The organism is Brachybacterium sp. Z12, assembly GCF_014400405.1.
Lineage (GTDB): Bacteria > Actinomycetota > Actinomycetes > Actinomycetales > Dermabacteraceae > Brachybacterium.
The window spans coordinates 2,852,758-2,879,280 of record NZ_CP060496.1 but is presented as its reverse complement, the minus strand read 5'-3'; the positions used below and the strand labels follow the sequence as shown (position 1 = coordinate 2,879,280).

The window sequence follows — 26,523 nt, the reverse complement described above, 5'->3', positions numbered from 1 at the left end:
ACCCGGGAAGGGGCCGGTGCACCGGGTGCACCCCGGTGGTCATGGAGTCACACCCCACCGGGGGTGAGGGTGAAGGTGCCACCGAGCAGCGACATCACCGTGGGGATGATGCCGAGGGCCACGAAAGCGGGCAGCAGGGTCAGGCCCGTGGGGAGCACCAGACGGACCGCGAGCCGGGCGGCCAGCACCTCGGCATCACGGGCACGCCCGCGACGGGCGTCCCGAGCGGCGGAGCGCAGCACTCGGGCCAGATCCGCGCCGGTGCTCTCCGCGAGGACGGCGGAGTGCCGGAGCGCCTCCCACGTCGACGGCAGGGAGCGGGCGGCCTTCGCGGCCGGGACGCCGGCGGTGAGGGCGGTGGCGAACCGGGCCAGGGCGGTCGCATCGGCGCCCGGGACGAGCGACTCGGCGACCGCGGCGATGGAACGGGCCAGGGGCAGGCCGGATTCGAGCGCCCCGGCGATCAGCTCCAGCACCACCGAGGGGTCCACCCGATGCTCCCGGGGTGGGTCCGCCTGCTGGATCAGCCGGTGCATCCACCACCAGCCGAGGAGTGTCAGCGTGGTCCCGCTCAGGGCCAGCAGCAGGTTCCCGGCCGGTGAGGCCAGCAGCAGCCGCAGCGGCTCCCCGCCCAGCAGCATCCCGAGGCCGAGGCCGGCGAGTGGGAGGACCAGCAGGATCCGGGCGGTGGAGCGCGGGCCGGCGAAGGCGCTGCGGCGGGCCTGGGCGGCGTCGTGCAGATCGCGCAGCGCCTCCGCCAGGCTCTGCAGCATCCCCGCCGTCGGGGCGCCGGTCCGGGTGCAGACCGTCAGCGCGGCGCCGAGGGAGCTGACCATCTCCGAATGTGCCAGGCGTGCACCGGCGGCGCGGCGCGGGTCCGCGCCCGAGGCTGCGGCGCGGGACAGGTCGCGGAGGTCCCCGGCGGGCAGTGACCGGGCCAGCGCGGACCAGGCCTGACGAATGCTGGAGCCGGAGCTGATGACCGTGGCCAGCTGCTCCACCAGCCGCGCCATCTCGAGCGGGCCCGCGGCGGTACGACGGGCAGTGCGAGGGGGTCGGGATGCGGCGCTGAGGAGCGCCGGGGGCGTGAGCACCCACAGCAGGGCCAGGGCGAGGGCCAGGGCCAGGGTGACGGCGAGGATCGTGGTTCTCATGCCGGCCTCCTGCGCAGTGCCCGGGGTCGTGGCGAGGCGGGCTCGGGGTTCGAGGCCTCGGCAGTGCCGGGCGGGATCGGTGCGCCGGCGACCCGGTCCGAGAGGGCCTGCGCCGCAGGCCCCTCCTCGAGCCGCCCGCCACGCACGCGCAGCGCCGTGGAGGTCCGCAGCATGCCGTTCTCGTCACGGCGCAGCAGCGCGATCTCCTCGAGCACCCGCACCCCGTCGCGGCGGGCGAGATGGATCACCACCTCCAGGGCGCTGGCGACCTGAGCGGCGAGAGCTCCGCGGCTGAGCCCGCCGAGCGCCCCGAGCGCCTCGAGCCGGGCAGGGACGTCGGCGGCGGTGTTCGCATGGACCGTGCCGCACCCGCCCTCATGCCCGGTGTTCAGCGCCTGGAGCAGCTCACGGATCTCGCCCCCGCGGCACTCCCCGAGGACGACTCGGTCCGGCCGCATCCGCAGGCTCTGCCGCACCAGCGCGGTGAGATCCACGGTTCCGGCACCCTCGCTGTTGGCGTGACGGGACTGCAGATGCACCACATGGGGATGGTCGACGGAGAGCTCGAGCACGTCTTCGACGATGACGATCCGCTCGTCATGCGGCGCCTCGCGCAGCATCGCGGCCAGCAGCGTCGACTTCCCCGTCCCGGTGCCACCGGTGACCAGGAACGGGGCACGCGCCGCGATGATGGCCTGCAGCAGGTGACGTGAGGAGGAGTCGATCGTGCCGAGACGCTCGAGATCGTCGAGGTGGAGCTGCTCGGTGGAGGGCAGCCGCAGCGACAGGATCGCTCCGCCCGGGGACAGCGGCGGGAGCACGGCATGGAACCGGATGCCGGAGGGGAGGTGGGCATCGGCCCAGGGCACGGCATCATCGAGGCGCCGCCCGCCGGAGGTCGCGAGCCGCACCGCGAGATCCCTGGCCTCGGCCGGTCCCAGCCTCACGTCCGTGCGGTGGAGTCCCGTCGCAGCATCGACCCAGACCGTCCCGTCATCGTTGACCAGCAGGTCCGTCACCCCGGGCTCGACCAGGGCCTGCAGCGGCCCGAGTCCGTCCACGTGATCGCGGATCCGGGAGGTGAGCTCGAGGGTCGCTGCGGCCCCGAGCACGCGGCCCTGGCGACGCAGCACCCGCACGATGCGGGGCACGTCCACCGCACCGGGAGAGCGCACCAGGTCCTCCCGCACGAGGTCCAGCAGCGGGGCGAGATCGGTCTCGACGACGACGGCCGAGGTGCTCATGAGCCGGCCTCGCCGGAGAGGGCGGCCATCAGTGATCGCGCGGCTCGGTCGGCGCCTCGCCTGCGCACGTCCAGCAGGGGCACGGTGCCCCGGGAGCTGTCACGGAAGGTGGCGGCCAGCGGGACCGAGAGATCCTCGCAGACCTCCCGGACGCTGAGCTCGCCGCTGCGGCGCACCACCAGCTGCACCAGATCCTCGGGCAGGTGCCAGGAGCGCAGCCGTCGTGCCGTGGAGCGCACCGCATGATCGGTGGTGGGCACCACCACCAGCAGATGGTCCAGGTGCTCGGCCGCCACGTGGACCATCTCCGTGCTGAGATCCACGATCACGGTTCCGCCCAGCGGTGACAGGGCGGCCAGCGCGCGGGAGAGCGTCGCCGGCTCGGGGCCAGGGTCCTCCTGGGCCACCAGCAGGCGCACCTCGTCCACCGGGGGCAGGCCCTCGCGCAGCGCCTTTCCGTCATCAGGTCCCAGTCCGGCGGCCTCGGACCAGCCGATCCCTTCCGCTGTCGGCGCCTCGACCAGCAGGTCGAGCCCTCCGCCGAGCGGGTCTGCGTCGATCAGCGTGACCGGGCCGTGCGGACGTGCTGCGGCCGCCAGTCGCGCGGCGAAGCTGGAGGATCCGGCGCCGCCGCTGCCGCCGGTCACCCCGATCAGGAGCGTGGCGGTGTGCGGGCGGGCGAGGTCCGCGAGCCGCGAGAGCAGCTCTTCGGATCTCTCGGGAAGGGGGAGCACGGCACGTGCGCCGGCCTCGAGGGCGAGAGGCCAGAGCGCGGCGGGCAGCTCACCGCTCGGGGTCACCACCAGGAGCGGCCTCCGGTCGCCGCCGAGTGCGCGGGCTCCCTGCTCGAGGGCTGCGGCGTCGGCCACCACGCAGTGGGCGGCCCCGTGGGCGGCTCCGTCGCAGAGCTCGGCGCCGACTGCCGTCGCATGGTCTCGCACCAGCTCCCGCAGTGGACCGGGAGCGCCGACCCAGGCCACCTGCGGGCGGCTCTCCGGAGGGTCCGACGCAGGGTGTGGCTCGGGCCCGGGGAAGCGTGAGCGGCGGCGGCGTGGACGCGGCTCGGAGAGCTTCTCCGGCTCGGTGGGGATCACCGCATCCGGGAGCCCTGGAACGGGGGCCTCGAGAGCAGTGGGGGCGGTGCTCGTGCTGATCATGCGGCCATGCTGGCCGGGTTCCGGGATGAGGGACAGCGAGCCCCTCAGGGCGGTGGACAACCCTTCGATGTGGAGGAGAGGTCAGCGCCGTCGGGGCCCTTGCGCGCCCACGATCGGACGCGTAGTGTGATCTGCACAACGACGAATACCGGCATCGGAACCCACGTACGACTGGTCCCCGCAACGGACCGGCTGTGAGGCGTCGAAAGCGCCACCGCAGCTATATCGCGTGTACGCCTGATCCCGATGCAGATGGCTCGTCTGGAGCGGCGCCGCGAGAGATCGCGTCGCCGCTCCTCCTTTCTGTCTGCCTGCGCTCCCCGAGCTCGGATGTCCCCGGGGAGCGGCCCCGGGCGCAGAGGCCCGGATCCCGGCTCAGAGCTCGATGTCGACGACCACGGGCGCGTGATCAGAGGCGCCCTTGCCCTTGCGCTCCTCGCGGTCGATGAACGAGCCGGTCACCGCGGACTGCACGGCGGGGGAACCGAGCACGAAGTCGATGCGCATCCCCTCCTTCTTCGGGAAGCGCAGAGCCTGGTAGTCCCAGTAGGTGTAGACGCCCGGGCCGGGATGGTCGGCACGCACCACATCGGCGTAGCCGGCATCGACCACCGACTGGAACGCCGCACGCTCCGGAGCGGTGACGTGGGTCTTGTCCTCGAAGAACTCCATGTCCCACACGTCCTCGTCGAAGGGCGCCACGTTGAAGTCGCCCACCAGCACGGCGCGGGCCGAAGGGTCCGCGGCGAGCTCCCTGGCACCCTCGTCCCGCAGCGCCTCGTACCAGCGGAGCTTGTACTCGTAGTGCGGGTCCGCGAGCTCGCGGCCGTTGGGCACGTACAGCGACCAGATCCGCAGGCCGTCGCCGACCACGGCGCCCAGCGCCCGCGCCTCGACCACCCCGGTCTCGTCCTGCGGCCAGAGGGGCGCTGCCGGCAGCTCGGTGCGCACATCGGCCAGGCCGACACGAGAGATCAGCGCCACGCCGTTCCACTGGTTCAGACCGTGTGCGGCGACCTCATAGCCCGCCTCTTCGAAAGCGGTGAGATCCAGCTGCTCCGGCCTGGCCTTGGTCTCCTGCAGGGCGAGCACGTCCACGTCGTGACGCTCGAGGAAGGCGAGCACCCGATCCATCCGGGCTCGCAGTGAATTGATGTTCCAGGTCGCGATGCGCATGCATCCGATCCTACGGGGAGCGAAGGTCCGCGCCGATCCAGCCGGAGAGTCGTAAGCTCAGTCCATGGCGCGCGCACTCGTCACCGGATCGACCTCTGGACTGGGCCTCGAATTCGCCTGGCAGCTGGCCGGGACCGGGCATGACCTCGTACTGGTCTCCCGCGACCAGGACCGGCTCGGCGCAGTGGCCGAGCAGATCCGCGACGTCCACTCCGTGACCGTCGACGTGCTTCCCGCAGATCTCTCCGACCGCGAGCAGCTCGAACGGGTCGCGCTGCGACTGACAGACCCGGTCGATCGTGTCGAGCTGCTGGTCAACAACGCCGGTTACGGACTGCGCGGCGGCTTCCTCGAGGTCGGCGTCGAGGACCACGAGAAGCAGATGGACACGCTGATGCGGGCCGTCCTGGTGCTCTCCCACGCTGCTGCCCGCACGATGGTCCAGCGCCGCAAGGGCGCCATCCTGAACGTCAGCTCGCTGGCCGGCTACACGACCGCAGGCCCCTACGCCGCCTCCAAGAGCTGGGTCACCGTGTTCACGGAGTCGCTCGCCATGGAGCTCAAGGGCACCGGCGTCTCCGCGACCGCACTCCTGCCCGGGTTCGTGCAGACCGAGTTCCATGAGCGAGCCTCGATGAGCATGGACGGGCTGCCGAGGATCACCTGGCTGAAGGCCCCGTTCGTGGTCGAGCAGGCGCTCAAGGACGCCGCCAAGGGGAACGTGCTGTCGATCCCCTCGGTGAAGTACCGCACCGCGGGCGAGGTCTCCCGCATCGCTCCGCGGCCCCTGGTGCGGGCGATCACCTCGCCTGACTGGTACCGACGCCTCCAGGCCCGCTCGGTGCAGCGCTCCCCCGCAAGGCGTCACGTCGGAACCTCCACGCCCCCTGGCAGCGGGAGGACGAGGCGTGAGCGCGGGATCGGGAGACAGGCAGGCGGCCGACATGGGCGCCCAGGCGCCGTCGCGGCCCGGTCCATTACCCTGAGCGCATGCCCGGCACCAGCACAGACTCCGTCCAGCCCCTCTCGATCCAGGACGCCCGCGAGCGCCTGAGAGTCCTGATCCGCGACCTCGCCGTGGTGCGCGGTCACGTGGTCCTCTCCTCGGGCGCCGAGGCCGATCACTATGTCGACCTGCGTCGCATCACCCTGCATCACGAGGCCTCGCCGCTGGTAGGACGCGTGATGCTGGACCTGCTGCGTCGTGAAGGGCTGCTGCCCGGCGTCGAGGCCGTCGGCGGCCTGACCCTGGGCGCGGATCCGGTGGCGACCTCGATCCTGCACGCCTCCGCGGCGGACACTGCGCTCGAGGCTCTGGACGCCTTCGTGGTGCGAAAGGCCAACAAGGCCCACGGCCTGCAGCGCCGCATCGAGGGACCGGACGTCACCGGCCGGCGCGTGGTCGCAGTCGAGGACACCTCCACCACCGGCGGCAGCGTGCTGACCGCGTGCGAGGCGCTCGCCGAGGCCGGCGCCCAGATCGATGCGGTCGCCGTGATCGTGCACCGCTCCGACGCCTCCCGCGAGGCCGTCGAGGCCGCCGGCTACCGCTACCTCGCGGCGTACGACATCTCCGAGCTCGAGATCTGAGCGGACTGGACGCTCCTCACACCTCAGTCGCGGAGAAGGTGTCGCACGCCCCGATGGTGCCCTCCTCGTAACCCGTGGTGAACCAGCTGCGGCGCTGCTCAGAGGAGCCATGGGTCCAGGTCTCCGGCTGGACCTGGCCGCCGGCCACGTCCGCCTGGATGTGGTCGTCGCCCACGGCACTGGCCGCGGAGAGCGCGGACTCGATGTCCTCGGCGGTCAACGGCAGCAGCATGGTGTTGCCGTCTTCGTCGGTGGTGTTCGCGGCGTGGTGCGCCCACACCCCCGCGTAGCAATCGGCCTGCAGCTCCAGGCGCACCCCGTCGGACTGCGGCCCGGTCTGGCTGCGGTCTGCGGACTCCATCGTCCCGTCCAGGTGCTGGATGTGATGGCCGTACTCGTGGGCGACGACGTACATCTTGGCCAGCTGCCCGTCGTCGGCCCCGTACTGCGAGGACAGCGAGTCGAAGAAGGACACGTCCACGTAGAGCGTCATATCCGCCGGGCAGTAGAAGGGGCCGACCTCCGCCGTGGCCGCGCCGCAGCCGGTCTGCACGGTGTCGCTGAACACCCGGCCCTGCGCCTCGACGAAATCGATGCCCGCCTCCGGGCCCAGCCGTTCCCAGAGCGAGTCGCCGGACTCGACGGTCGCCTGCACCAGGCAGTCGTCCTGCTCGTTCGCATCGGCGCCGGTCAGGCAGTGATCCAGCGAGCTCCCCTCGGCGACCGGCCCCTGCCCGGAGGAGCCGCCCAAGAGGTCCAATGGATTGTTCCCCATCAGCGTGTAGATGATCACGACCACCAGCAGCACGGCGCCGCCGGCCCCGCCCAGCTTCAGTCCGCCGCCGCCCCGTCGGCCACCGCCGCCGCCACCGCGGCGCGGCCGGAAGCCGCCTCCACCGCCGGCAGAGACGTTGTCGGAGCGGATCTCCGCATTCGGGTTGAACGTCATGCGCACAGAGTAGACCTGAACGCCCGGTGTGAGCAGGTGGAACAGCGTCGGTGAAGGTCCTGCGCAAGTGACCGGCCGGTCGCTCGTGGCGACCGGGAGAGCCCTAGCATGGGGCGCGGACCGGAGCCCGTTCCCGCGCGGGCCCCCGGGCCCGCCCGTCACTGAAGTCCTCATGAGGGGAAGCCGCATGAACATCGTCGACTGGGCGGTCGAGACCATGGACAGCCTCGGCGCACTCGGCGTCTTCCTGCTGATCTTCGGCGAGAACCTGTTCCCGCCGATCCCGTCCGAGGTGATCCTGCCGCTGGCCGGTGTGGCCGCCGCAGGCCCGAACAACTCCTACTGGGTGATGCTGCTGGCCTCCGTGGCAGGTTCCGTGGTCGGAGCCTGGGTGCTCTACGGCCTCGGCAGGCTGCTCGGGCCCGAACGGCTGCGACGGCTCGTGATCCGGTTGCCGCTGGTGCACGTCGAGGACTACGACAAGTCCGTCGCCTTCATGGACCAGCACGGCCACAAGGCGATCTTCTTCGGCCGGATGGTGCCCGGGGTCCGTTCCCTGATCTCGATCCCGGCGGGCCTGTATGCGATGCCGATCGGGATGTTCACCCTGCTCACGACGGCCGGCAGCGCGATCTGGAACACGATCTTCCTGACCATCGGCTACTTCATGGGCAACAACTGGACGGTCATCGAGCCGTACACCGACATCTTCTCCAACGTCGCCTACGCGATCGTGGCGCTGGTGATCCTGTGGTTCCTGGTCAAGCTGATCATGAGGGAGAAGAAGCGCCGCGAGCTCGGCCTGCCCGACCCTGATCAGGAGCACCTCGACGAGCTCGAGCACGGTGACGCGCAGGGCGATGCACAGGGGGACGAGCGCGCACGGACCGAAGACCGGTGACGCCGGCCGAGACGGAGAACGGCCCCGGAGCGGGCGAGCCCCGCGAGGTGGGGGTCGGCCCGCACCCGCAGCCGTGGCCCGCGGATCCCCGTCTGGATCCTGAGCTGCTCGCGCACGGCGACCGCCGCAACGTCGAGGATCGCTTCCGCTACTGGCACCGCGAAGCGATCGTCGCCGAACTCGACACCGCCCGGCACGGCCTGCACGTCGCGATCGAGAACCTCGAGCACGACGCGAACATCGGCTCCGTGGTGCGCACCGCGAACGCCTTCGCCGTCGGCGCCTTCCACATCGTCGGCAGGCGCCGCTGGAACCGCCGCGGCGCCATGGTCACCGACCGCTACCAGCACGAGTTCCACCACCCCGACGCGGAGCACATGATCGCGTGGGCCCGCGAGCATGAGCGCCCGATCGTCGCGATCGACCTGGTCGAGGGGTCCCTTCCGATCGAGCGCACCCCGTTGCCCGCCGATGCACTGCTGGTGGTGGGACAGGAAGGGCCGGGCGTGAGCGCCGAGATCCTCGCCGCCGCAGACCTCGTCGTCGGCATCACCCAGTTCGGCTCGACCCGCTCCATCAACGTCGCCGCAGCGGCCGCGATCGCGATGCACAGCTGGATCCTGCAGCACGCCGAGATCCCCGCGGGGCCCCTGCGCTGAGCACGGGCCCCCTCAGCCCTCAGCGCACTCCGAGTCCGCGAGCGGGACCTGCACCATCATCTCCAGCCCGAAGGTGGGGCCGTCCACCTCTTGCACCCGGTGCTCGTTCCACGTCCTCACCGTCAGCTGCGCCTGGTTGTGTGGATTCTGCCCGCGCAGCCCGGCGCCGGAGGAGCGGTGCTTGTCGTCGAGCGCGCCGGTGTCCATCTCCCAGGCCTCCATCTGCGGCTCCACGGCGCGGGCCAGGTCGCCCCATCCCTCGGAGTCGACCTTCCTGGTGCTGCGGTAGACGGTCGAGACATACAGGCACTGGCCGTCCATCTCCTGCGTCCCGGCAGCGTCGGCCGCCGAGAATTCCGCGTACTCGTCGGCGCGCTCGGAGACCGTCGCGGCGAGATCGGCGAGCGGCTCCTCGATCAGCAGCTCCGCCTGCTGGCGGGTGAGCGGCCCGGCAGTGTCCGCCGGGAGGCCGGGGTCGGTGGCTCCGGGGGCGCAGGCGGTCATCGCACCGATCATCGCGACCAGCGCCGTCCAGCATCGTGCGCGTCTCATGCCGAAAGGCTCCTTCGTCATTTCCTGAGTGTCAGTGCCATTGCCAGGTGTTGAGGAGCCGGCGGGACGGAAGGGGAGTTCTCCCCATCGTACGGATCGCCGTGCTGCCGTAACGTCGACGAGAGGTCGCGAGAACTATGCGGCGGTCAGCAGCGGGCACAGCACCGCCACGATGGACGGGAGGGTCGCTGGTGTTCCTGGGGGCTGATACGGAGAGCATGCGACGGCACGCCGCACGCCTGACGACAGGTGGGCAGGAGTTGGAGGGGATCCTCGCCGACCTGCGCGGACACCTCGCCACCATGGCGTGGACCGGCCCGGATGCCGAGCAGTTCCGCACCCGCGCCCATCACGAGGCCGTAGAACGACTCGCCCACGTCAGCGCGGAGGTGTCCACCCGGGCCCGCGACCTCGACGCGCAGGCCGAGGAGCAGGACCTGGTCTCCCGACCGGAGGGCTCCGGCGGCGTCGGCGGAGGACAGGCCGATGGGGACGAGAACAAGTTCTGGGTCTGGCAGGACGGCTTCGCGCCGCTGTGGGGAGCACCGCCGATCTGCAGAACGACATCCCTCTGGACGAAGGGCAGTTCACGATCGACTCGATCAGCCAGGAGGGCAAGGGCAACTGCGTGACTCTGTCGATCCTGGCGAGCGTCGCCCATGCCGACCCGGCGTTCCTCGCCGAGCACATCCGCCGCGTGGGCCGGGAGCGCTATGAGGTGGACCTCTTCATCGACGGCGAGTGGACCACGGTCGAGGTGAGCGGGAAGGTGGACAGGGACGGGGTGCGCGGCCCCGACGGCGATCAGAACTGGGCCACCATCTACGAGCAGGCGCTCATCGAGGCGGACGTGCTCAGTGACGAGGGCGGCTACGGCTCCAACGCTGCTGCTGCCCGCGCATTCGAGGCTGTGACCGGCACCGGATCGGAGTACAGGGACGACCTCTGGAACGTCCACAAGGAAATGCCCAGCTACGAGGGCGTGGTGAACTCTGTGGAGCGAGGAGAGCCGGTGGTGCTGTGCACGATCGACAACTCCGCGGGCGGCGACGGCACGCAGATCGCCGAGAAGCATGCCTACGCCGTAGAAAGCGTGAACCCGGATGGCACGATGACCCTGGTCAACCCGTGGGGTTCCGACGAAAACTACGACAACAGCGACGGCTCGCACCGGATCACCATCACCGAGGAGGACTACCGCAGGCTGTTCGACGGAGTGGTGACGGGAAGCTCCCCGGACGAATGGGACAGGTGAGGTGAGGATGGACAACGTGACGGCGACCCAGCCCGACGGTGCGGTGCGCGCCCGGATCACCCAGGGCACACAGCAGGTGGTCGGCCCTCTCCTGATCGGTGTGATGAGCGCGCACGTGGATCCCACCGCCCCCGACGGTTCGCGGCCGCCCCAGGTGCGGTTGGAGGTGCTCACCCACCGGGAGATCGGCATCCCCTCGCCGGGGATGGTCGGACTCGATACCGGGGAGAGCCTGCTCCTCGAAGGGCTCGGCGTGCTGGAGCTCGTGCATGTCGCAGACCCTCCCGGGCGGGCCGACGCCGCGCCGTCCGGATCGGGAGAGCGGGCGGTGGTGTTCCTCGAACTGCGGCCGTCCTGACAGGCCTCGGGGGTCGCGTCCGGCGGCACTGTCCACGGGGACCTCCGGCGAAGGACGATCAGGGCCGCTATGGAACAATGGGGGCGATCGGACGGCCCTGCGCGGTGTTACCCACCGCCGGCCGTCGCCCACAGCTTCAGCGAAGGAGAATGCCCCATGGCAGTCGTCACCCCGGATCAGTACGTCGAGATGATCGACCGGGCCAAGGCCGGAAAGTTCGCCTACCCCGCCGTCAACGTCTCCAGCTCGCAGACCGCCATCGCGGCGCTGCAGGGCTTCACCGAGGCGAACTCGGACGGCATCATCCAGGTGTCCTTCGGCGGCGCCGAGTACCTCTCGGGCTCCACCATCAAGGACCGCGTCGCCGGGTCGATCGCGCTGGCCGAGTTCGTCCACGCCGTGTCCAAGAACTACCCGATCAACGTCGCGCTGCACACCGACCACTGCGCCAAGGAGGTTCTGCCCACCTGGGTCGAGCCCCTGATCGAGTGGGACCTCGAGAACCGCGTGAAGAAGGGCCTGAACCCCCTCTTCCAGTCGCACATGTGGGACGGCTCCGCCGTGCCGGTCGACGAGAACCTCGAGATCGCCGAGCGCCTGCTCGAGAAGTCCGTCGAGGCCAAGAAGATCCTCGAGATCGAGGTCGGCGTCGTCGGCGGCGAAGAGGATGGCGTGGTCGCCAACGTCTCCAACGACAAGCTCTTCTCCACCCCCGAGGACGGCCTGAAGACCGCCGCCAAGCTCGGCCTGGGCGAGCGCGGCCGCTACCTGACCGCCCTCACCTTCGGCAACGTGCACGGCGTGTACAAGCCGGGCAACGTCAAGCTGCGCCCCAAGGTCCTGGACGATATCCAGAAGGTCGTCGGCGAGAAGTACGGCAAGGACCAGCCCTTCGACCTGGTCATGCACGGCGGCTCCGGCTCCACCGAGGCGGAGATCGCGGAGGCGCTGGACTACGGCACGATCAAGATGAACATCGACACCGACACCCAGTACGCCTTCAGCCGCCCCGTCGTCTCACACATGTTCGAGAACTACGACGGCGTGCTCAAGGTCGACGGCGACGTCGGCAACAAGAAGGCCTACGACCCCCGCCTGGGGCAAGAAGGCCGAGGCCGGCATGGCCGCCCGCATCGTCGAGGCCTGCGAGAACCTGCGTTCCGCCGGCACGCATGCCTGAGTGATCGTGAGCTGATCCGCCGTGAGGCAGATCCCGCACGACGACGGAACCCCGGAGCCTCGGCTCCGGGGTTCCTTCATGTCCGGGGCCGTGATGGGCCCCCACGCCAGAGGGCGGTGTCACGGCCGGGCCGATGGTGACGAGCCCTGGCAGTATCACCACCTGAACTCACCAGCGGCCCGCAGCCGCACTGCCGCACCACGAAACCGCCGCGCCGTGGCACCGCCGCGCTGTGGCGCCGAGGTGGCAGGCAGGGCCCGGGCGCCGAGGTGACGGGCAGGGGGCGGTGCTGCGGCGGGTGGTGCTGCGGGCATCAGGTGCGGCGGGGTGTCACCAGCGGTTGCCCTGGGCGCGCCCCATGACCCGCTTCAGCGAGGGCAGGACGTCGGCGAGGAAGATGCCCGCGATGATCACGCCGGCGAGCATGAACAGCATCGAGCTGCCCCCGCCGATCGGGTAGGGGAGTGAGAGGAAGCCCAGCAGCACAGCGACACCGGTCAGCACGCACCAGAACACCTTGGTGCGCTTGCCCGCGGCGACGTAGGCGTCGGGGCGGAAGCGCAGGGCGTTGACGAGGGCCCAGATCTCGATGGCCAGCAGGGCCACGGCGAGCACGAGGAAGATCCACATCTGGATGAGGGCGATCATCCTGTCAGGATACGGCGATCGCCTGGGCAGTTCCCGGACCCGAGCCGGTACACGCCCGCGAAGGCCATGCCGCGGCGTCCGGAGGGTCGGGAGCGTCGGGAGCGTCCGGAGCGGCCGCAGCCTCCGCAGCGTTCATTCCGACGGACCTGGCCCAGCCGTACCACCGGGACCGGTCAGCGCAGCCGGTCGGGGTCCGAGCGGTCGGTGATCAGCAGTTCGAGCGCCTCGGTGGTGGCTGGCGGCTCCAGGGCCCGCATCTCCATCGTGATCGGGCGCGGGCCGATCGCGTCGCCGTCCGCCGCGACGACCAGGCTCGGGAGGAACTGCTTGGCCTCGGCAGCGCTGAGCCCCGTGGCCTGCAGCAGGTCGATCGCGAGGGAGCGCAGCTGGATCGTGAGGGTCACGCCCTCGAAGTGGCCCGCCCGGCCGGGGCGCATCCCCTCGTCGTTGCGCAGCAGCATCTCCGGCGAGAGGTAGGAGCAGAACAGGCGGAGCTTGCGCCGGGCTTCGGTGAAGTCGACGTCCTCATGGGAGACGGCCGTGCCCAGCTCCTGCACGGCATCCCGCGCCGCGAGCAGGGCATCGGCCAGGCGGGAGTGCGCGTCCCCGCGGACGGCTTCGAGGAACTCCACCTCGCGGCGCGCGATCACCCGCATGTTCCGCATCGCCCGGTCAGAGCCCACCAGCAGGTGCTCGAGGCGGTTCACATCATCTGCGTGGCGCAGGCCGGTGGGGGAGAAGGTCGCCATCTCATTGGCGACGTCATTGGCCAGTCCCCACTCATCGGTGAACTTCTGGGAGACCTCGCGCAGGTTCTTCAGCGCCGCCTGTGCGACGCGGCGGTCCCCGCTGCGAGCGGACAGGGCGAGGCTCACCAGCGTGTCCTCCAGCTCCCGGTAGAAGGAGGTGGCCGCGCGGGACTGGAGGCGGCGCGGATCCCCGGACAGCAGCAGGTGGATGATGATGGCGACCACGACTCCGGTGACGGCGTCCAGCGCGCGACCGCCCGGGGTCATGCCGGGGTGATCGGCATGATCATCACCAGCAGCGACTGGATCGCGACCTGGAATCCGAAGAGGTTGCTGGAGTCGATGAAGCGGGCGAACATCCCGGCGCAGAACACCACCACCAGGATCTGCCAGGTCCCGGAGCCGATCGTGGCTCGTGCGAGCTCGCCCAGCAGCACCCCGAGCATCACCCCGCAGGACATCTCCACGATCTTGCGCATCTTCTTCTCGATGCCGAAGCCGATGATGATGAAGGCGACGATCGAGGAGAAGAACGGGTGCTCGTGGTCCCAGATGAAGCCGCTGACCAGGTAGGCGAGGGCCGCGGCGATCGAGGCGCGGCCCACGGTCAGCACGTCCCCGCGGCCGCGGGAGACGCCCTGGAGGAACCAGTTCTGCACGGTGAGGCGGGCCCGTTCGAGCATAGGGACGGCGGCGGAGCCTGTCCCTGAGGCTCGGGGGCGCTCATGCCCGCACCGGGTCGTGCAGCCGCATCTCGAGCAGCTCCTCAAGTCGGAAGGTGTCGCCGTCGCGGGCGCCGCGTCCCACGACCAAAGGGGCCCAGCCGGGTTCCGGTGCGGCACCGCGCAGCCGAGCGCGCAGACCGCCGTCGACCCGCATCACGTAGTAGTGGCCCTCCGCGTCGACCGCGAGGCTGCGGTCCTGTTTGAGGTACCAGCCTTCGAGCCCGGTGCGGAGGGTTCCGCCGCCCTGGAACGGGCGGGCACGCAGCGCCACCGGTGCGACGCCGGCGGCGCGGAAGCGCTCCACGGCCTCGCGGATCATCGCGGTGGCCTTCCCGTGCTCCTCCAGCCGGGCGGCGTGGAGCGCCTGCTCCTTGACCTCGACCGCCTCCCGACGATGTCGGCTCCATTCCTGCTGGTCGCCCTCAGCTCTCATGCCCACCATTGTTCCAGTTCAGCGGCCACGGCACAGGGGATGCACGTAGGAGGGCAGTGGCGGATCCGTGACGGGGTCGTGGAGAGGCGGCCCTCAGAGCTTGGCCGTGACCGGCCGTTCGCCGTGATCCCGCGGCAGCACGACCGGTTCCTGGGTGGCGTCGAGCCACACGGAGGCTGGCTCGCCGTCGGCATCGCCCACGGCGACCTGCACCGCGAGGTCCGCATCGAGCGGCACGGCCCGACGCACCACTGCCAGGGCGATGGGGCCCTGGTCTGCGTGCAGCGCGGCGGAGGAGACGGTCCCGACGACCTTCCCGTCGGACCCGCCGAGCCGGATCTCGCCACCGGGGGTTGCAGGCAGGTCCTGTGACCCGTCGAGGTGGAGCATCACCAGGCGGCGGGGCGGCTGGCCGAGGTTCAGGACCTTCGCGACCGTCTCCTGGCCGCGGTAGCAGCCCTTCGTGGTGTGCACGGTGGTGCGCAGGAGGTCCAGCTCGTGGGGGATCGAGCGGTCGTCGACCTCACGGGCCCAGCGGGCGCGGTGATCCGCGATCCGCAGCGCCTCCCAGGAGCTCATCCCGGCGAGGTGCTTCGGCTGCCAGGGCAGCTGCTCCAGCAGGGCGCCGTCGAGGATCGTGAGCACGGCGCCCACCGGGTCCTCGGGGTCGGGGCCGTAGGCCACGCCGCCGGGGGCGAGCTGCGGCCACGGCTCGGACCAGACGGCGACGGGCTCGGGCAGACCGAGCCCGGGGAGCACCTCGGCGGCGGGGGAGAGGGCGCCAAGGACCCGTAGGTCGTCACGGTCGGTCAGCTCCACCCGGGCCGCGAAGCGCATCATCTCGAGGTACTTGCGCAGCCCGGCGCGGGCACCCGGATCGAGCACCAGCAGCAGTGCGTCCTCCTCGAGCACCACGGCGGAGGCCATGTGCTCGACCCGCCCCTGCGGGGTGAGCACCGCGAGCGAGGAGGAGTGGCCGACGGGGGTGCCCGTCAGCTGCTGGGTGGTGACGGTGGTCATCCAGCTGCGAGCATCCGCGCCGCGGACCTCGAGCAGCTCGAGGTGACCGAGGTCGACCACCGCGGTGCCGTCGAGGAGGTGGCGCTGTTCGCGCAGCGGTGCGCCGTAGTGGGCGGGGACCGCCGCGTCAGGGCCGTCTCCGAGCACGGCGCCGGTGCCGAGGAGGAGGCGGATGGTGCGGGCGGGGTCAGACACGGTGCAGCTCCAGGGAGAGGTAGGGGGTCAGTGCGGTTTCACCGGGGCGCCATCGGGCACCGGGAGGCGGTGCTCCCACAGCCACATCAGCCGGCCGGTGACATAACCGAACATGCGGGTCTGCGAGATCTCGCCGGCCGGGGTGCCGAGGGCCAGCTGGACGCGGGGCCCGCGCACCTCCCCGGCCCAGTGCTCCGGACTCTCGCCGCGCCGTTCGAGACGGGCGTCGAGCTGGCGGGAGAGGAAGCTCCCGGGTGTGCCGGGGCGTGCTGACTCGGCGGCGGCTGGGTCCTGGCCGGGCAGGAGCTCACCGACGGTCCACGTCCCGTCCTCGCGGTGCAGGAGAGTGCGCTCCCCGGAGGTCACGACTGCCGGGGCGGCGGCCTCCTCGCGGGCGAAGGCGCTGGTGGGCGGCAGCGGGGCGGGGGCGTCGACGCGATGGATGGTCGAGCGCCAGCTCAGAGTGCCGTCCTCGTTCGCGGCGCAGACCAGCTGCTGCTCGATGCGCACATCGGTGCTGTCCTCAGCAGGCAGCTGGAGAGCACCGCTGCCCTCCCAGCTGCCGATCAACCAGGCCAGGGGGTACAGCGACGGAGGGAGAGAGGTGTCGAGCGTGATGGGCATCGGTGCCGCAGGCCGCTCAGCGGTTGAAGAGCCGCGAGAGCACCAGGGCGGCGAAGGCGAGCGTGCCGACGCCCACCAGGACGACGAGAGCGATGAAGAACACAGAGAGCGCGGACATGGGTCAGAGTCTATCGCTCCGCCCGGACGTCCGGAGGCAGGGAGAGCGGTGTCATCACCGCGCGCGGATCATTCAGGACAGCAGCAGCACCATCAGGTGCGCGACCACCCCGACCGTCGCCACCGGCACGGCAGCGACCGCGAGCGAGGGGACTGGTTCCTTCGCGACCAGCGGGGAGCCCGCCAGCAGGTGAGCGCAGCCCGCACCGATCGCGGTGACCAGCCCGGCCACGGCGGCGAACAGCGGCGCGACCCCCGCCAGCGAGACGGCGAGCACGGCGGTCACCGCGGCGCCCGCGAGGATCGACAGCACCAGCCGCGGGGCCACCGGGAGCGGTGCGGTGTTCAGCAGCAGAGTGGTGGCAAGCCCGACGGCCATCGCGGTGACCAGGACGCCCGAGCCGTCGGCGATCGCTCCGGACTGGGCGATCACCCAGCTGGCGGCGATGCCGGACACGAACGCCCCGGCGACGGTCCCGGTGAGCGATTCGGTCAGCTCCGCCGCTCGCGGCGGAGCATCTGGTGCACGAACGAGGCGAACACGCCGGTCGCGCAGACCATGACCACTCCGGAGAGCGGGGTGAACCGCTCGGGGCTGAGCACGGCGACCAGGGCGCCGAGGATGCCTGTCCCGGCCACCACCGCACGGGTTCCCGTGGGGGAGGGGAGCTCGAGCAGGGTCGGCCAGGCGATCCCGATCAGGAGCGAGAGCAGCCCGACCGAGACGGCCATGAGCACCGGGGAGACCGATCCGGTGAGCGAGACCACTGCCATCAGCAGCGCGAGTGCAGCGCCGAGAGGGGCGCGCTCGGGAGCGGTCACGGGTCCTCCCTCGCTGTCGATTCCGGTCTCGGGCCGCGCCGACGAGGCGTCGGCGCCGGGCGCTACAGTGGCAGTCTACGAGTGCCCGCAGGTGGCGGCATACTCGTGCACCTCAGGTGGCCATGCGTCACAGGAGGCCCGCACTGCCCAGAGCCCGGAAGGACCCCATGATCACGACGGCCGCTCTGTCGCCGACCCGCGGTGAGGACATCCGCGACCTGCTCGCGACGGCCACCGCGCACGACGGCGTCTCCCCGCTGGACGAGGCCGCACTCCTCGCGCTCGACGGGGAGGACGCCCAGCACCTGCTGCTCGAGCAACAGGACGCAGGCGATGCCCGGGGCCTGCTGATCGGGTACGCGAGCGTGCTGGCCGACGGCACCGTCCAGGGCATGGTCCACCCCGACCACCGCCGCCGCGGCCACGGCGCCGCCATGCTCCACGAGGCGCTCACGCTGCACGCCGATGCAGCGGTCTGGGCGCATGGCGCACTCGAGGGGTCGCTCGCCTTCCTTGCCGCCGCAGGTCTCGAGGAGACCCGGCGCCTGCTCACCCTGCGCCGGGACCTGGGGCCCGGGCAGACGCTGCCCGAGGTGCCGACCTCGACCCTCGAGGGCCTGCGCCTGGACACCTTCGACGCCGGGCGCGACGCCGAGAGCTGGGTGGCGGTGAATGGGCGAGCCTTCGCCGAGCACCCCGAGCAGGGTGCGCTCACCCGCGCCGATCTCGACCAGCGCCTCACGCAGCCATGGTTCGACGCCGAGGACATGCTGGTCGCACTGCGCGACGAGGAGCTGGTCGGGTTCGTGTGGGTCAAGCGTGAACGTCCCGGCGCAGTCGAGGACGATGCGGAGATCTACGTCGTCGCCACCGATCCCTCCGTGCAGGGGCACGGGGTCGCCGGCCTGCTGATGGCCACGTCGCTGGCACGGCTGCAGGAGAACGGGGTGCCGGGTGTGGAGCTCTACGTCGAGGCCGACAACGCTGCGGCGCTGAAGCTCTACGAGAACTGGGGATTCACCGTCTCGGGCCGTGATGTGCAGATGCGCATGGCCGGGAAGGGCTGATCGGTGCACGTCGCTCCCGGGAGGCCGCAGCCCGTCCTCGCCGCCGGTGCCCTCGCCTGGCGTGAGAAGGGTGATCGGGTCCAGGTTCTCCTGATCCACCGCCCGCGCTACGACGACTGGTCGATCCCCAAGGGCAAGCTGGACAAGGGCGAGACCTTCCCCGCGGCGGCGGTGCGCGAGGTCGCGGAGGAGACCGGGTACCGGGTGCGTCTGCATCGGCCGCTGCCGGCCTCCGTCTACCTGCTGCCGGACGGGCGCACCAAGATCGTGCAGTACTGGACGGCCACCGTCCGCGCGAAGATCGGGCCCGGCCCGCTGGACCGCGGTGAGGTCGATGAGGTCCGATGGGTGCCGCTCGACGAGGCCGAAGCCCTGGTCACCCGGCAGAGCGACCAGGTCCCGCTGGTGGCGCTGCGCCGCTTCCTGGAGGCCGACGAGCTCCGGACCGTCCCGATCGTGATCCAACGTCACGGCGCGGCGGTCTCGCGGTCCAAGTGGCGCAAGGACGAGGGCTCCCGACCCCTGAACAGCAAAGGGAAGAAGCAGGCACAGACACTCCCTCCGCTGCTGGACGCTTTCGACCCGGCCAGCGTGGTGAGCAGCCCCTGGCGGCGCTGCCTGGACACCGTCGCGCCGCTCGCGAAGATCGAGGGGCTGAAGGTCAGGACCAAGGACGAGCTCACGGAGGCGGCGCACACCGAGCACCCCTCCCGCACTGCTGCGGTGATCGACCGGGTGCTGCGTGAGGCGCGGCCGACCGTGGTGTGCACCCACCGCCCGGTGCTGCCGACGGTGATCGAGTCGGTGCGCGCAGTGGCCCAGCAAGGGGCGGCGCTCGAGCTGCCGCGGGAGGATCCTTTCCTCGCCGCGGGAGAGGCGCTGCTGCTGCACACCACGCCAGAGGGCACGGTGGTCGCGATCGAGCGGCACCTGCCCAACATCGGCTGAGAACATCGATCCACAGGTCCAGGGGAAGGACACCGGAACATATGAGCACAGGTCACGGAAGCGGTCTGCCGGACTACTCCGGGGGATACGGCGGCGACGCCGGCGACCCGTACGGTGCAGATCGGTCCTACGGCGGCGCGCACGATCCGTACGGGCAGACGCCGTCCGCGCCCGAGGATCCCTATGCGGTCGGCTCCGAGGGCACTGATCCCTACGCGCGTGACCCGCTGGACGCCGACGGGTTCGGGCCGGTCTTCGGGACCGAGGCCGAGGCCCCCGCGTCCGGCTACGCCGCCGCAGCGTCCGCGCCGGGGCAGCCCTACCCGACCCAGTACCCCGGACCCTACGGGTACGGGCCCTACGCGCCTCCGCCGCCGAGCTCCGGAGCGGCGATCACCTCCCTCGTGCTGGGCCTGCTGGCGCTGACGATGTGCGCCGGACTCACCGCCCCCGTCGGCGTCATCTTCGCCGCCAAGGGCATGAAGGAGACCGGCCCCCAGGCCCACACCGCGAAGAGCGGCCGCGGACTCGCCATCGCGGGCCTGGTGACCAGCCTGATCGGTCTGATCCCCCTCCTGTTCTTCCTGCTCTACATCGGCATGATGATCCTTGTGATCGTCGCCGAGACGTCCGCGGCCTGACCCGCCCGGGCTGCGGCCCGCTGCGGTTCCGAGGGTGGCGCAGGCCACCCGGGGCGCAGCCGCGAGTCACTGTGACCTGTTCGTATCCTGCTTCTGACCTGTGAGTTCATACTGCCCGGCGGGGTGTTCACCTGCTGTTCATGCAAGGGCGGGTGGCACGTCATCTGACCTCCTTAGCGTCCCCGCTGTCAGACCTCCTCGCAGTACAGGATTCCGGGCCGACGGCCCCGAAAGGACTCGTAGTGAACGTTCGTAAGAACAAGCTCGTCTCGCTGGCCGCGCTCGGACTGGTGGGCGGCCTCGCCCTGGCCGGCTGTGGTGGCGCCGACGCCGGCAACGGCGACAGCAACGGCTCCGACAACGGCGGTGCCTCGGCCGGCGGCTACGCCGAGCTGAGCGGCAACCTGGCCGGCTCCGGCGCGTCCTCCATGCAGAACGCCCAGAACGCGTGGACCGAGTCCTTCATGGGCCTCGTGCAGGCCGAGGGTGGCGACATCCAGGTCACCTACGACCCCACCGGCTCCGGCACCGGCCGCGAGCAGTTCCTCTCCGGCCAGGTCAAGTTCGCCGGCACCGATGCCGCCCTCGACGAGGAGGAGCTCGCAACCTCCGCCGAGGTGTGCAACGGCGAGCAGGCCTTCAACCTCCCCGTGTACATCTCCCCGATCGCGGTCGTCTTCAAACTCGAGGGCGTCGACTCGCTCGATCTCTCGGCCGAGGTCATCGGCGGCATCTTCGCCGGCGACATCACCAGCTGGAACGACCCGGCGATCGCCGAGCTGAACCCCGATGCCGATCTGCCCGACCTGGACATCGTCCCCGTCCACCGCTCGGACGACTCCGGTACCACCGAGAACTTCACCGAGTACCTCTCGGAGAACGCTCCCGATGCCTGGACCCACGGCCCCATCGAGACCTGGCCGATCGAAGGTGGCCAGTCCGGTGACGGCACCTCCGGCATGATCTCCACCGTCGAGGGCGGCAACGGCACCATCGGCTATGCCGACGCGTCGCAGGCCGGCAACCTCGGCACGGTCAACGTCCAGGTCGGCGAGGAGTTCGTCGAGTTCACCGGCGAGGCCGCAGCCAAGGCTGTCGACGTCTCGCCCCGTGAAGAGGGTCGCGCCGAGAACGACATCGTCGTGGAGCTCGATCGCACCACCACCGAGTCCGGTGTGTACCCGATCGTCCTGATCTCCTACCTCGCGCTGTGCGGCTCCTACGCCGACTCCGCCGAGGGCGAGGCGGTCAAGGCCTACGCGTCCTACATCATCTCCGAGGAGGGCCAGGCGGCCGGCGAGGAGAACGCCGGTTCCGCACCGATCTCCGATGAGCTGCGCACCGAGGCACAGGCTGCGATCGACGGCATCACCGTCGGCTGATCCTGCCACGTGCACGAAGCTGTGCCGCCGGGCCAGTCTTGGCCCGGCGGCACAGCCGCGACTCGGCACTCCGCACTACCCAGCATCACCCCACAGCCCCGTGAGCTCTGAGGAAGGCGCCAATGAGCACCACTGATCTCGAGTCGGAATCGCCGACCGCGCAACCCGCGTCCATGAGGACCAGCGGCCGGCGCGTCGGTGACTCGATCTTCTCCTACCTGAGCATCGGCTCGGGGGTCCTCATCTTCTTGACCCTCGCGGCGGTGGCGGTCTTCCTGACCACCGAGTCGATGCCGGCGATCATCGCGAGCCAGGAGTTCTCGGGAACGGCGGAGTTCTCGCTCATCGAGACCGCTCTTCCGCTGATCTACGGCACGGTGCTCGCCTCGGCGATCGCCCTGGTGATCGCGATTCCGATCTCCATCGGCATCGCGCTGTTCATCTCGCACTTCGCCCCGCGCCGCCTGGCTTCCGGTCTGGGCTACATGATCGACCTGCTGGCTGCGGTGCCGTCGGTGGTCTACGGGCTCTGGGGCGGTATCTGGCTGGTCCCCAAATTGGAGCCGCTGTACGTCTTCCTCAACACCTACCTCGGCTGGATCCCGCTGTTCGCAGGCGATCCCTCCGCTCCGATGCGGAACCTGGCCTCCGCCTCCGTGGTGCTCGCGGTGATGGTGCTGCCGATCATCACGGCAGTGTCCCGGGAGGTGTTCCTGCAGACGCCGCTCCTCCAGGAGGAGGCCGCGCTCGCTCTCGGTGCGACCCGCTGGGAGACCATCAAGACCGTCGTGCTCCCCTTCGGGCGCGGCGGCGTGGTCGCCGCGTCGATGCTCGGTCTCGGCCGCGCCCTCGGCGAGACCATGGCCGTGCTGATGATCCTCGCCCCCGGGGCGACCTTCTCCCTCCACATCCTCGAGGTGGGGCGGCACAACTCGATCGCCGCGAACATCGCCTCGAAGCAGGCGGAGGCCTCCGGCGTCGACATGTCCCTGCTCGTCTTCACCGGCCTGGTGCTGTTCGTGCTGACGTTCATCATCAACGCCATCGCCCGGTGGATCGTCGCCCGCAGCGGCCCCAAGAGCTGAGAGGTCACCATGAGCTCCTCGACTTCCGTCCAGGCCCCGATCTCGGTCCGCTCGACCGATGAGCGCCGGCTGCCCTGGTACCACCTGATCTTCACCGGTATCGCCGGTCTGCTGGTGGCGATCGCCGTGCTGTCCATCACGGACTCACTCTCGATCTTCAGCGCGATCTTGCTCGGCTTCGTGCTGCATCTGCTGTTCGGCTGGGTGTACTCGCTGGTCCGCGAGGGACCCCGCTGGGCCACGGATCGCCTGGTCACCCTGCTGGTGATCGGCGCCTTCGCGATCGCGATGTTCCCGCTGCTCTCCCTGCTCTGGGAGGTCGTCAGCCGCGGGATGACGCGCGTGCTCGCCGCCAAGCCCAACATCTTGTCCTTCTGGACCACCGATATGTCCGGGATCATCGGCGGCGCCGACGCGGGAGGCGTGTTCCACGCGACCGTCGGCACCCTGCTGATCACCCTGTGGGCCTCGATCATCTCGATCCCCGTCGGCCTGTTCACCGCGATCTTCCTGGTGGAGTACGCGGATCAGGGCTGGAAGCGGACCCTCGGCAAGGGCGTCACCTTCCTGGTGGACGTCATGACCGGCATCCCCTCGATCGTGGCGGGCCTGTTCGGGCTGGCCCTGTTCATCGCCTTCATGCCGGACCAGAGCGTGCGCATGGGCATCATGGGCGCGGTCGCACTGTCGCTGCTGATGATCCCCACCGTGGTGCGCAACAGCGAGGAGATGCTCCGCCTGGTCCCGATGGACCTGCGCGAGGCCTCCTACGCGCTGGGCGTGCCGAAGTGGCTCACCATCGTCAAGGTCGTGCTGCGCACCGCGATCGCAGGCCTGACCACCGGTATCACCCTGGCGATCGCCCGGGTCATCGGCGAGACCGCACCGCTGCTGCTCACCGTCGGCATGGTCACCTCGGTCAACTGGGACATGTTCGACGGGCGCATGGCGACCCTGCCGACGTTCATCAACCAGCAGTACCGCAACGGCAACGCGAACTGCATGAGTGAGACTGTCACCAACCCGGTCAACCAGGAGGTGTACGCCTGCTCGATCACCACCAACATCGATCGTGCCTGGGCCGCCGCCTTCACCCTGATCGTCATCGTGATGTTGCTGAACATCGTCGCCCGTCTCATCAGCCACTACTTCTCCCCGAAGCTCAGCCGCTGAGCTGTCGCCCCACGCGAAAGGACACCTGATGGCAGCGCCCCAGCCCATCAACGTCGAGGACCTGAACATCTACTACAGCGATTTCCTCGCTGTGGAGGGTGTCGACGTCCAGATCCGGCCACGTTCGGTGACCGCCCTGATCGGCCCCTCCGGCTGCGGGAAGTCGACCTTCCTGCGCACCTTGAACCGCATGCACGAGGTGATCCCCGGTGCGTACGCGACCGGCAAGGTCGAGATCAACGGCGAGAACATCTACGACCCGCGCGTGGACCCGGTCAACGTGCGCCGCCGCGTGGGCATGGTGTTCCAGAAGGCGAACCCCTTCCCGACCATGTCGATCCGGGACAACGTCCTGGCAGGGGTGAAGCTCAACAACCGCCGGATCTCCCGCTCCGCGGCGGATGATCTTGCCGAGCGTGCGCTCAAGGGCGCGAACCTCTGGAACGAGGTCAAGGATCGTCTGGACAAGCCCGGTATGGGCCTCTCCGGTGGTCAGCAGCAGCGCCTGTGCATCGCGCGCACGATCGCGGTCGAGCCCGAGGTCGTGCTGATGGACGAGCCCTGCTCGGCACTGGACCCGATCTCCACCCTCGCGATCGAGGACCTGATCCATGAGCTGAAGCAGGAGTACACGATCGTGATCGTGACTCACAACATGCAGCAGGCCTCCCGCGTCTCCGACCGCACCGGCTTCTTCAACATCGCCGGCACGGGCAAGCCCGGCCACCTCATCGAGATCGACGACACCGACACCATCTTCACCAACCCCACGAACAAGCAGACCGAGGACTACATCTCGGGTCGCTTCGGCTGATCGACGTACTGCGACGGAGGAGCGGTAGGAGATCAGCGGGTCGGGCGGAGCCTGATCCACCCCCGTCGGGACACGCCGACGGCAGCAGACCGAGAACACCGATATCGCCCGTTTGTGGCAGGTATCGGTGTTCTCGTTCGGTGTGCCGTGTGTCGGGGCGGGGAGCGCAGCAGCGTGGGGGCTGGAGTGCAGCGTGGCGCCGCCCGGGTCGGTGTGGCCGGGCGTGATCACCGGGGCATTGGAGACACTCCGACGGCAGCCCCTCGAGAACACCGATATCGCCCGTTTGCGGCAGGTATCGGTGTTCTCGGCGGGCGTGCCGTGTGTGGGGGCGGGGGTGCAGCAGCATGGGGCGGGGCGTGCCGCGTGGCTGGCTGGACAGTGACCGCGCCGTGACGCCGGTATCCCGTGCGGGTCAGACCAGGGTCTGACCCGCGAGGGGTGGAACGGACCCCGGGACGGACGCGCCCGAAGGGGTGCGCGCGGGAGTCTGAGGATATGAACACCAGCCCGCTCGCACACACGGCCCTTTCCTCACCGACTTCCGCCACGACATCCGACCAGGTCCCGCAGCCCGCGGCGACCCCACCGCCGATGCCCGGCTCACACCAGGTCGCGCAGCCCGGGATGGTGCACCCGTCCCCGGCGCTGTCGGCCCGGGGCCTGCTGATGACCTACGGGACCGGTGGCACCACCACTCGCGCCCTGGACGGCGTGGACCTCGACATCGCCCGCGCTGACTCGATCGCCGTGATGGGCCCGTCCGGATGCGGCAAGACGACCCTGCTGCACATCCTCGCCGGCATCCTCGAACCCACCTCAGGGACCGTGCACCATGACGGCACCGACATCGCGACCCTCGGAGACCGGCGCCGCACCCGGCTGCGTCGCAGCGACTTCGGGTTCGTCTTCCAGGACGGGCAACTGCTGCCGGAGCTGACCGCGATCGAGAACGTGATCCTGCCCAGGATGCTCGGCGGGACCTCCCGCCGCTCCGCGACAGCCGAGGCGGCCTCGTGGCTGGACCGGCTGGGCCTGGCAGGCATGCACGACCGCCGCCCCACCCAGCTCTCAGGCGGGCAGGCACAGAGGGTGGCGATCGCCCGCGCGCTGGCCGGTCGGCCCTCGGTGGTCTTCGCCGATGAACCCACGGGTGCGCTCGACCAGGTCACCGGCCGGTCGGTGCTGCAGGTGCTGGTGGACTCATGCCAGGACTCCGGCGCCAGCCTGGTCATGGTCACGCATGACGCGAAGGTGGCCGCGGTCTGCCGCCGCACCGTCGCGATGCGTGATGGCCGCATCGATCAGGAGTTCGTGCGCCCGGCGGCCGCCGACGAGACCACCGCGGCGGGCCGGCGCCCGGCAGCCGCCGACGAGACCAGCGTGGTGGGCCGATGAACGCCCTGCTCGCCTCCGCCCCGCTGCTGCTGCGCCGGCGCGGCGCCCTCGCCGACGTCCTGCCGGTGATCGCCTTCGCCGCGGCGACCGCGATCACCGCGACGGTGCTCGGCGGCGCCGCAGCCTTCGTCGGCCGGATCCCGGCGGGCGAGGCTCCGATGACCGGCGAGGCGTCGATCATGCCGTTCCTCGCGATCTGCGCGCTCATCGCCTCCGTGCTGCTGGTGCCCAGCGCCGTCGGCCTCGGCGGCTCCGCCGCACGGCTGTCCCTGGCGCGCCGCGAGCAGGACCTGGCTGCGATGCGCCTGGTCGGCGGCACCAGCGGTCAGGTCGGTTCGGTGGCGGTGCTCGACGTGGCCGCCCAGTCGCTGCTGGGGGCGATCCTCGGCCTCGGAGCGCACGTGGCGGTGACCCCGGCCCTGACCCGGCTCGACTTCGGGATCGCCCCGTTCACCGTCGCCGATCTGCTGCTGCCGGTGTGGGCGTATCCCGTGCTGGTGGTCGCCC

At 70.5% G+C, this 26,523-nt stretch carries 28 protein-coding genes and 3 pseudogenes; 17 read left to right on the top strand and 14 right to left on the bottom strand.

What is annotated here, in order from left to right; all coding sequences use genetic code 11:
* Window positions 1–47: 47 nt before the first annotated feature.
* The 4 genes from H3H54_RS15250 to H3H54_RS15235 form a co-directional block, all read right to left on the bottom strand.
* Window positions 48–1,154, bottom strand: a complete 1,107-nt coding sequence (locus tag H3H54_RS15250) for a type II secretion system F family protein (RefSeq protein ID WP_262424531.1) — start codon at window positions 1,152–1,154, stop codon at window positions 48–50.
* Window positions 1,151–2,398, bottom strand: coding sequence for a TadA family conjugal transfer-associated ATPase (locus tag H3H54_RS15245; RefSeq protein ID WP_262424530.1), 1,248 nt, complete (start codon window positions 2,396–2,398; stop codon window positions 1,151–1,153). Before H3H54_RS15245 ends, H3H54_RS15250 begins: the two co-directional genes overlap by 4 nt.
* On the bottom strand, window positions 2,395–3,555 hold the full coding sequence (locus H3H54_RS15240; protein WP_262424529.1) for a hypothetical protein: 1,161 nt from the start codon (window positions 3,553–3,555) through the stop codon (window positions 2,395–2,397). The genes H3H54_RS15245 and H3H54_RS15240 overlap by 4 nt, the downstream gene beginning before the upstream one ends.
* Before the next feature lie 375 nt (window positions 3,556–3,930).
* The gene (locus H3H54_RS15235; RefSeq protein WP_262424528.1) at window positions 3,931–4,731 is read right to left on the bottom strand and encodes an exodeoxyribonuclease III; all 801 of its coding nucleotides are present in this window, start codon (window positions 4,729–4,731) and stop codon (window positions 3,931–3,933) included.
* A 64-nt stretch (window positions 4,732–4,795) separates the two neighbouring features.
* Here H3H54_RS15235 and H3H54_RS15230 point away from each other — a divergent pair.
* Both H3H54_RS15230 and H3H54_RS15225 read left to right on the top strand, forming a co-directional pair.
* Window positions 4,796–5,643: pseudogene (locus tag H3H54_RS15230) on the top strand (SDR family NAD(P)-dependent oxidoreductase).
* 78 nt (window positions 5,644–5,721) lie between these two features.
* Window positions 5,722–6,321, top strand: coding sequence for an orotate phosphoribosyltransferase (locus H3H54_RS15225; RefSeq protein WP_262424527.1), 600 nt, complete (start codon window positions 5,722–5,724; stop codon window positions 6,319–6,321).
* Window positions 6,322–6,337: 16 nt separating this feature from the next.
* Here H3H54_RS15225 and H3H54_RS15220 read toward each other — a convergent pair whose 3' ends face one another.
* Window positions 6,338–7,270 (bottom strand): neutral zinc metallopeptidase, encoded by a 933-nt coding sequence (locus H3H54_RS15220; protein WP_262424526.1) that lies wholly within the window; start codon window positions 7,268–7,270, stop codon window positions 6,338–6,340.
* 187 nt (window positions 7,271–7,457) lie between these two features.
* Between H3H54_RS15220 and H3H54_RS15215 the strand changes: the two genes are divergently transcribed.
* Together H3H54_RS15215 and H3H54_RS15210 are read left to right on the top strand one after the other, a co-directional pair.
* Window positions 7,458–8,171, top strand: coding sequence for a DedA family protein (locus H3H54_RS15215; RefSeq protein WP_262424525.1), 714 nt, complete (start codon window positions 7,458–7,460; stop codon window positions 8,169–8,171).
* The gene (locus tag H3H54_RS15210; RefSeq protein WP_262424524.1) at window positions 8,168–8,830 is read left to right on the top strand and encodes a TrmH family RNA methyltransferase; all 663 of its coding nucleotides are present in this window, start codon (window positions 8,168–8,170) and stop codon (window positions 8,828–8,830) included. The genes H3H54_RS15215 and H3H54_RS15210 overlap by 4 nt, the downstream gene beginning before the upstream one ends.
* Window positions 8,831–8,842: 12 nt before the next feature.
* Here H3H54_RS15210 and H3H54_RS15205 read toward each other — a convergent pair whose 3' ends face one another.
* Window positions 8,843–9,382, bottom strand: a complete 540-nt coding sequence (locus tag H3H54_RS15205) for a hypothetical protein (RefSeq protein WP_262424523.1) — start codon at window positions 9,380–9,382, stop codon at window positions 8,843–8,845.
* Window positions 9,383–9,600: 218 nt separating this feature from the next.
* Here H3H54_RS15205 and H3H54_RS15200 point away from each other — a divergent pair, with 218 nt between their 5' ends.
* From H3H54_RS15200 to fbaA, 4 genes and pseudogenes are all read left to right on the top strand, one after another.
* Window positions 9,601–10,014 (top strand): WXG100 family type VII secretion target, encoded by a 414-nt coding sequence (locus tag H3H54_RS15200; protein WP_262424522.1) that lies wholly within the window; start codon window positions 9,601–9,603, stop codon window positions 10,012–10,014.
* Window positions 9,918–10,637 (top strand): C2 family cysteine protease, encoded by a 720-nt coding sequence (locus tag H3H54_RS15195; protein ID WP_262424521.1) that lies wholly within the window; start codon window positions 9,918–9,920, stop codon window positions 10,635–10,637. Before H3H54_RS15200 ends, H3H54_RS15195 begins: the two co-directional genes overlap by 97 nt.
* A gap of 7 nt (window positions 10,638–10,644) precedes the next feature.
* The gene (locus tag H3H54_RS15190) at window positions 10,645–10,995 is read left to right on the top strand and encodes a hypothetical protein (protein WP_262424520.1); all 351 of its coding nucleotides are present in this window, start codon (window positions 10,645–10,647) and stop codon (window positions 10,993–10,995) included.
* Window positions 10,996–11,151: 156 nt separating this feature from the next.
* Window positions 11,152–12,175: pseudogene (gene fbaA, locus H3H54_RS15185) on the top strand (class II fructose-bisphosphate aldolase).
* Window positions 12,176–12,505: 330 nt separating this feature from the next.
* Here the strand turns inward: fbaA and H3H54_RS15180 are convergent.
* From H3H54_RS15180 to H3H54_RS15145, 8 genes are all read right to left on the bottom strand, one after another.
* Window positions 12,506–12,823 (bottom strand): DUF2516 family protein, encoded by a 318-nt coding sequence (locus H3H54_RS15180; RefSeq protein ID WP_262424519.1) that lies wholly within the window; start codon window positions 12,821–12,823, stop codon window positions 12,506–12,508.
* A 173-nt stretch (window positions 12,824–12,996) separates the two neighbouring features.
* Entirely contained in the window at window positions 12,997–13,839 is an 843-nt protein-coding gene (locus H3H54_RS15175) for a hypothetical protein (protein ID WP_262424518.1), read from the bottom strand.
* Window positions 13,836–14,255 (bottom strand): FUSC family protein, encoded by a 420-nt coding sequence (locus H3H54_RS15170; protein WP_262424517.1) that lies wholly within the window; start codon window positions 14,253–14,255, stop codon window positions 13,836–13,838. Before H3H54_RS15170 ends, H3H54_RS15175 begins: the two co-directional genes overlap by 4 nt.
* A 40-nt stretch (window positions 14,256–14,295) precedes the next feature.
* On the bottom strand, window positions 14,296–14,730 hold the full coding sequence (locus H3H54_RS15165) for a hypothetical protein (protein ID WP_262424516.1): 435 nt from the start codon (window positions 14,728–14,730) through the stop codon (window positions 14,296–14,298).
* Window positions 14,731–14,823: 93 nt separating this feature from the next.
* Window positions 14,824–15,945, bottom strand: a complete 1,122-nt coding sequence (locus H3H54_RS15160) for a folate-binding protein YgfZ (protein WP_262424515.1) — start codon at window positions 15,943–15,945, stop codon at window positions 14,824–14,826.
* 27 nt (window positions 15,946–15,972) lie between these two features.
* A complete protein-coding gene (locus H3H54_RS15155; RefSeq protein ID WP_262424514.1) occupies window positions 15,973–16,569 on the bottom strand; it encodes an FABP family protein in 597 nt (198 codons plus the stop codon).
* Window positions 16,570–16,759: 190 nt separating this feature from the next.
* Window positions 16,760–17,143: a hypothetical protein gene (locus H3H54_RS15150; RefSeq protein WP_262424513.1), complete on the bottom strand. Its 384-nt coding sequence runs from the start codon at window positions 17,141–17,143 to the stop codon at window positions 16,760–16,762.
* Between the two features lie 35 nt (window positions 17,144–17,178).
* Complete coding sequence (locus H3H54_RS15145; protein ID WP_262424512.1) at window positions 17,179–17,508, bottom strand: hypothetical protein; 330 nt, start codon at window positions 17,506–17,508, stop codon at window positions 17,179–17,181.
* A gap of 167 nt (window positions 17,509–17,675) precedes the next feature.
* On the opposite strand from H3H54_RS15145, the gene mshD reads away from it, so the two are divergent.
* The 9 genes and pseudogenes from mshD to H3H54_RS19725 form a co-directional block, all read left to right on the top strand.
* On the top strand, window positions 17,676–18,575 hold the full coding sequence (gene mshD, locus H3H54_RS15140) for a mycothiol synthase (protein ID WP_262424511.1): 900 nt from the start codon (window positions 17,676–17,678) through the stop codon (window positions 18,573–18,575).
* Between the two features lie 3 nt (window positions 18,576–18,578).
* Complete coding sequence (locus H3H54_RS15135; protein ID WP_262424510.1) at window positions 18,579–19,523, top strand: NUDIX hydrolase; 945 nt, start codon at window positions 18,579–18,581, stop codon at window positions 19,521–19,523.
* 41 nt (window positions 19,524–19,564) lie between these two features.
* The gene (locus H3H54_RS15130) at window positions 19,565–20,164 is read left to right on the top strand and encodes a DUF4190 domain-containing protein (protein WP_262424509.1); all 600 of its coding nucleotides are present in this window, start codon (window positions 19,565–19,567) and stop codon (window positions 20,162–20,164) included.
* Window positions 20,165–20,406: 242 nt separating this feature from the next.
* Window positions 20,407–21,546: a phosphate ABC transporter substrate-binding protein PstS gene (locus tag H3H54_RS15125; RefSeq protein WP_262424508.1), complete on the top strand. Its 1,140-nt coding sequence runs from the start codon at window positions 20,407–20,409 to the stop codon at window positions 21,544–21,546.
* A 122-nt stretch (window positions 21,547–21,668) separates the two neighbouring features.
* The gene (pstC, locus tag H3H54_RS15120) at window positions 21,669–22,631 is read left to right on the top strand and encodes a phosphate ABC transporter permease subunit PstC (protein ID WP_262424507.1); all 963 of its coding nucleotides are present in this window, start codon (window positions 21,669–21,671) and stop codon (window positions 22,629–22,631) included.
* A 9-nt stretch (window positions 22,632–22,640) separates the two neighbouring features.
* A complete protein-coding gene (gene pstA / locus H3H54_RS15115) occupies window positions 22,641–23,804 on the top strand; it encodes a phosphate ABC transporter permease PstA (protein WP_262424506.1) in 1,164 nt (387 codons plus the stop codon).
* Between the two features lie 28 nt (window positions 23,805–23,832).
* Window positions 23,833–24,618: a phosphate ABC transporter ATP-binding protein PstB gene (gene pstB, locus H3H54_RS15110; protein ID WP_262424505.1), complete on the top strand. Its 786-nt coding sequence runs from the start codon at window positions 23,833–23,835 to the stop codon at window positions 24,616–24,618.
* A 594-nt stretch (window positions 24,619–25,212) separates the two neighbouring features.
* Window positions 25,213–26,016, top strand: coding sequence for an ABC transporter ATP-binding protein (locus H3H54_RS15105; protein WP_395963785.1), 804 nt, complete (start codon window positions 25,213–25,215; stop codon window positions 26,014–26,016).
* Window positions 26,013–26,498: pseudogene (locus tag H3H54_RS19725) on the top strand (FtsX-like permease family protein); the annotation flags it as partial. The gene H3H54_RS15105 and the pseudogene H3H54_RS19725, both read left to right, overlap by 4 nt.
* Between the last annotated feature and the right edge of the window lie 25 nt (window positions 26,499–26,523).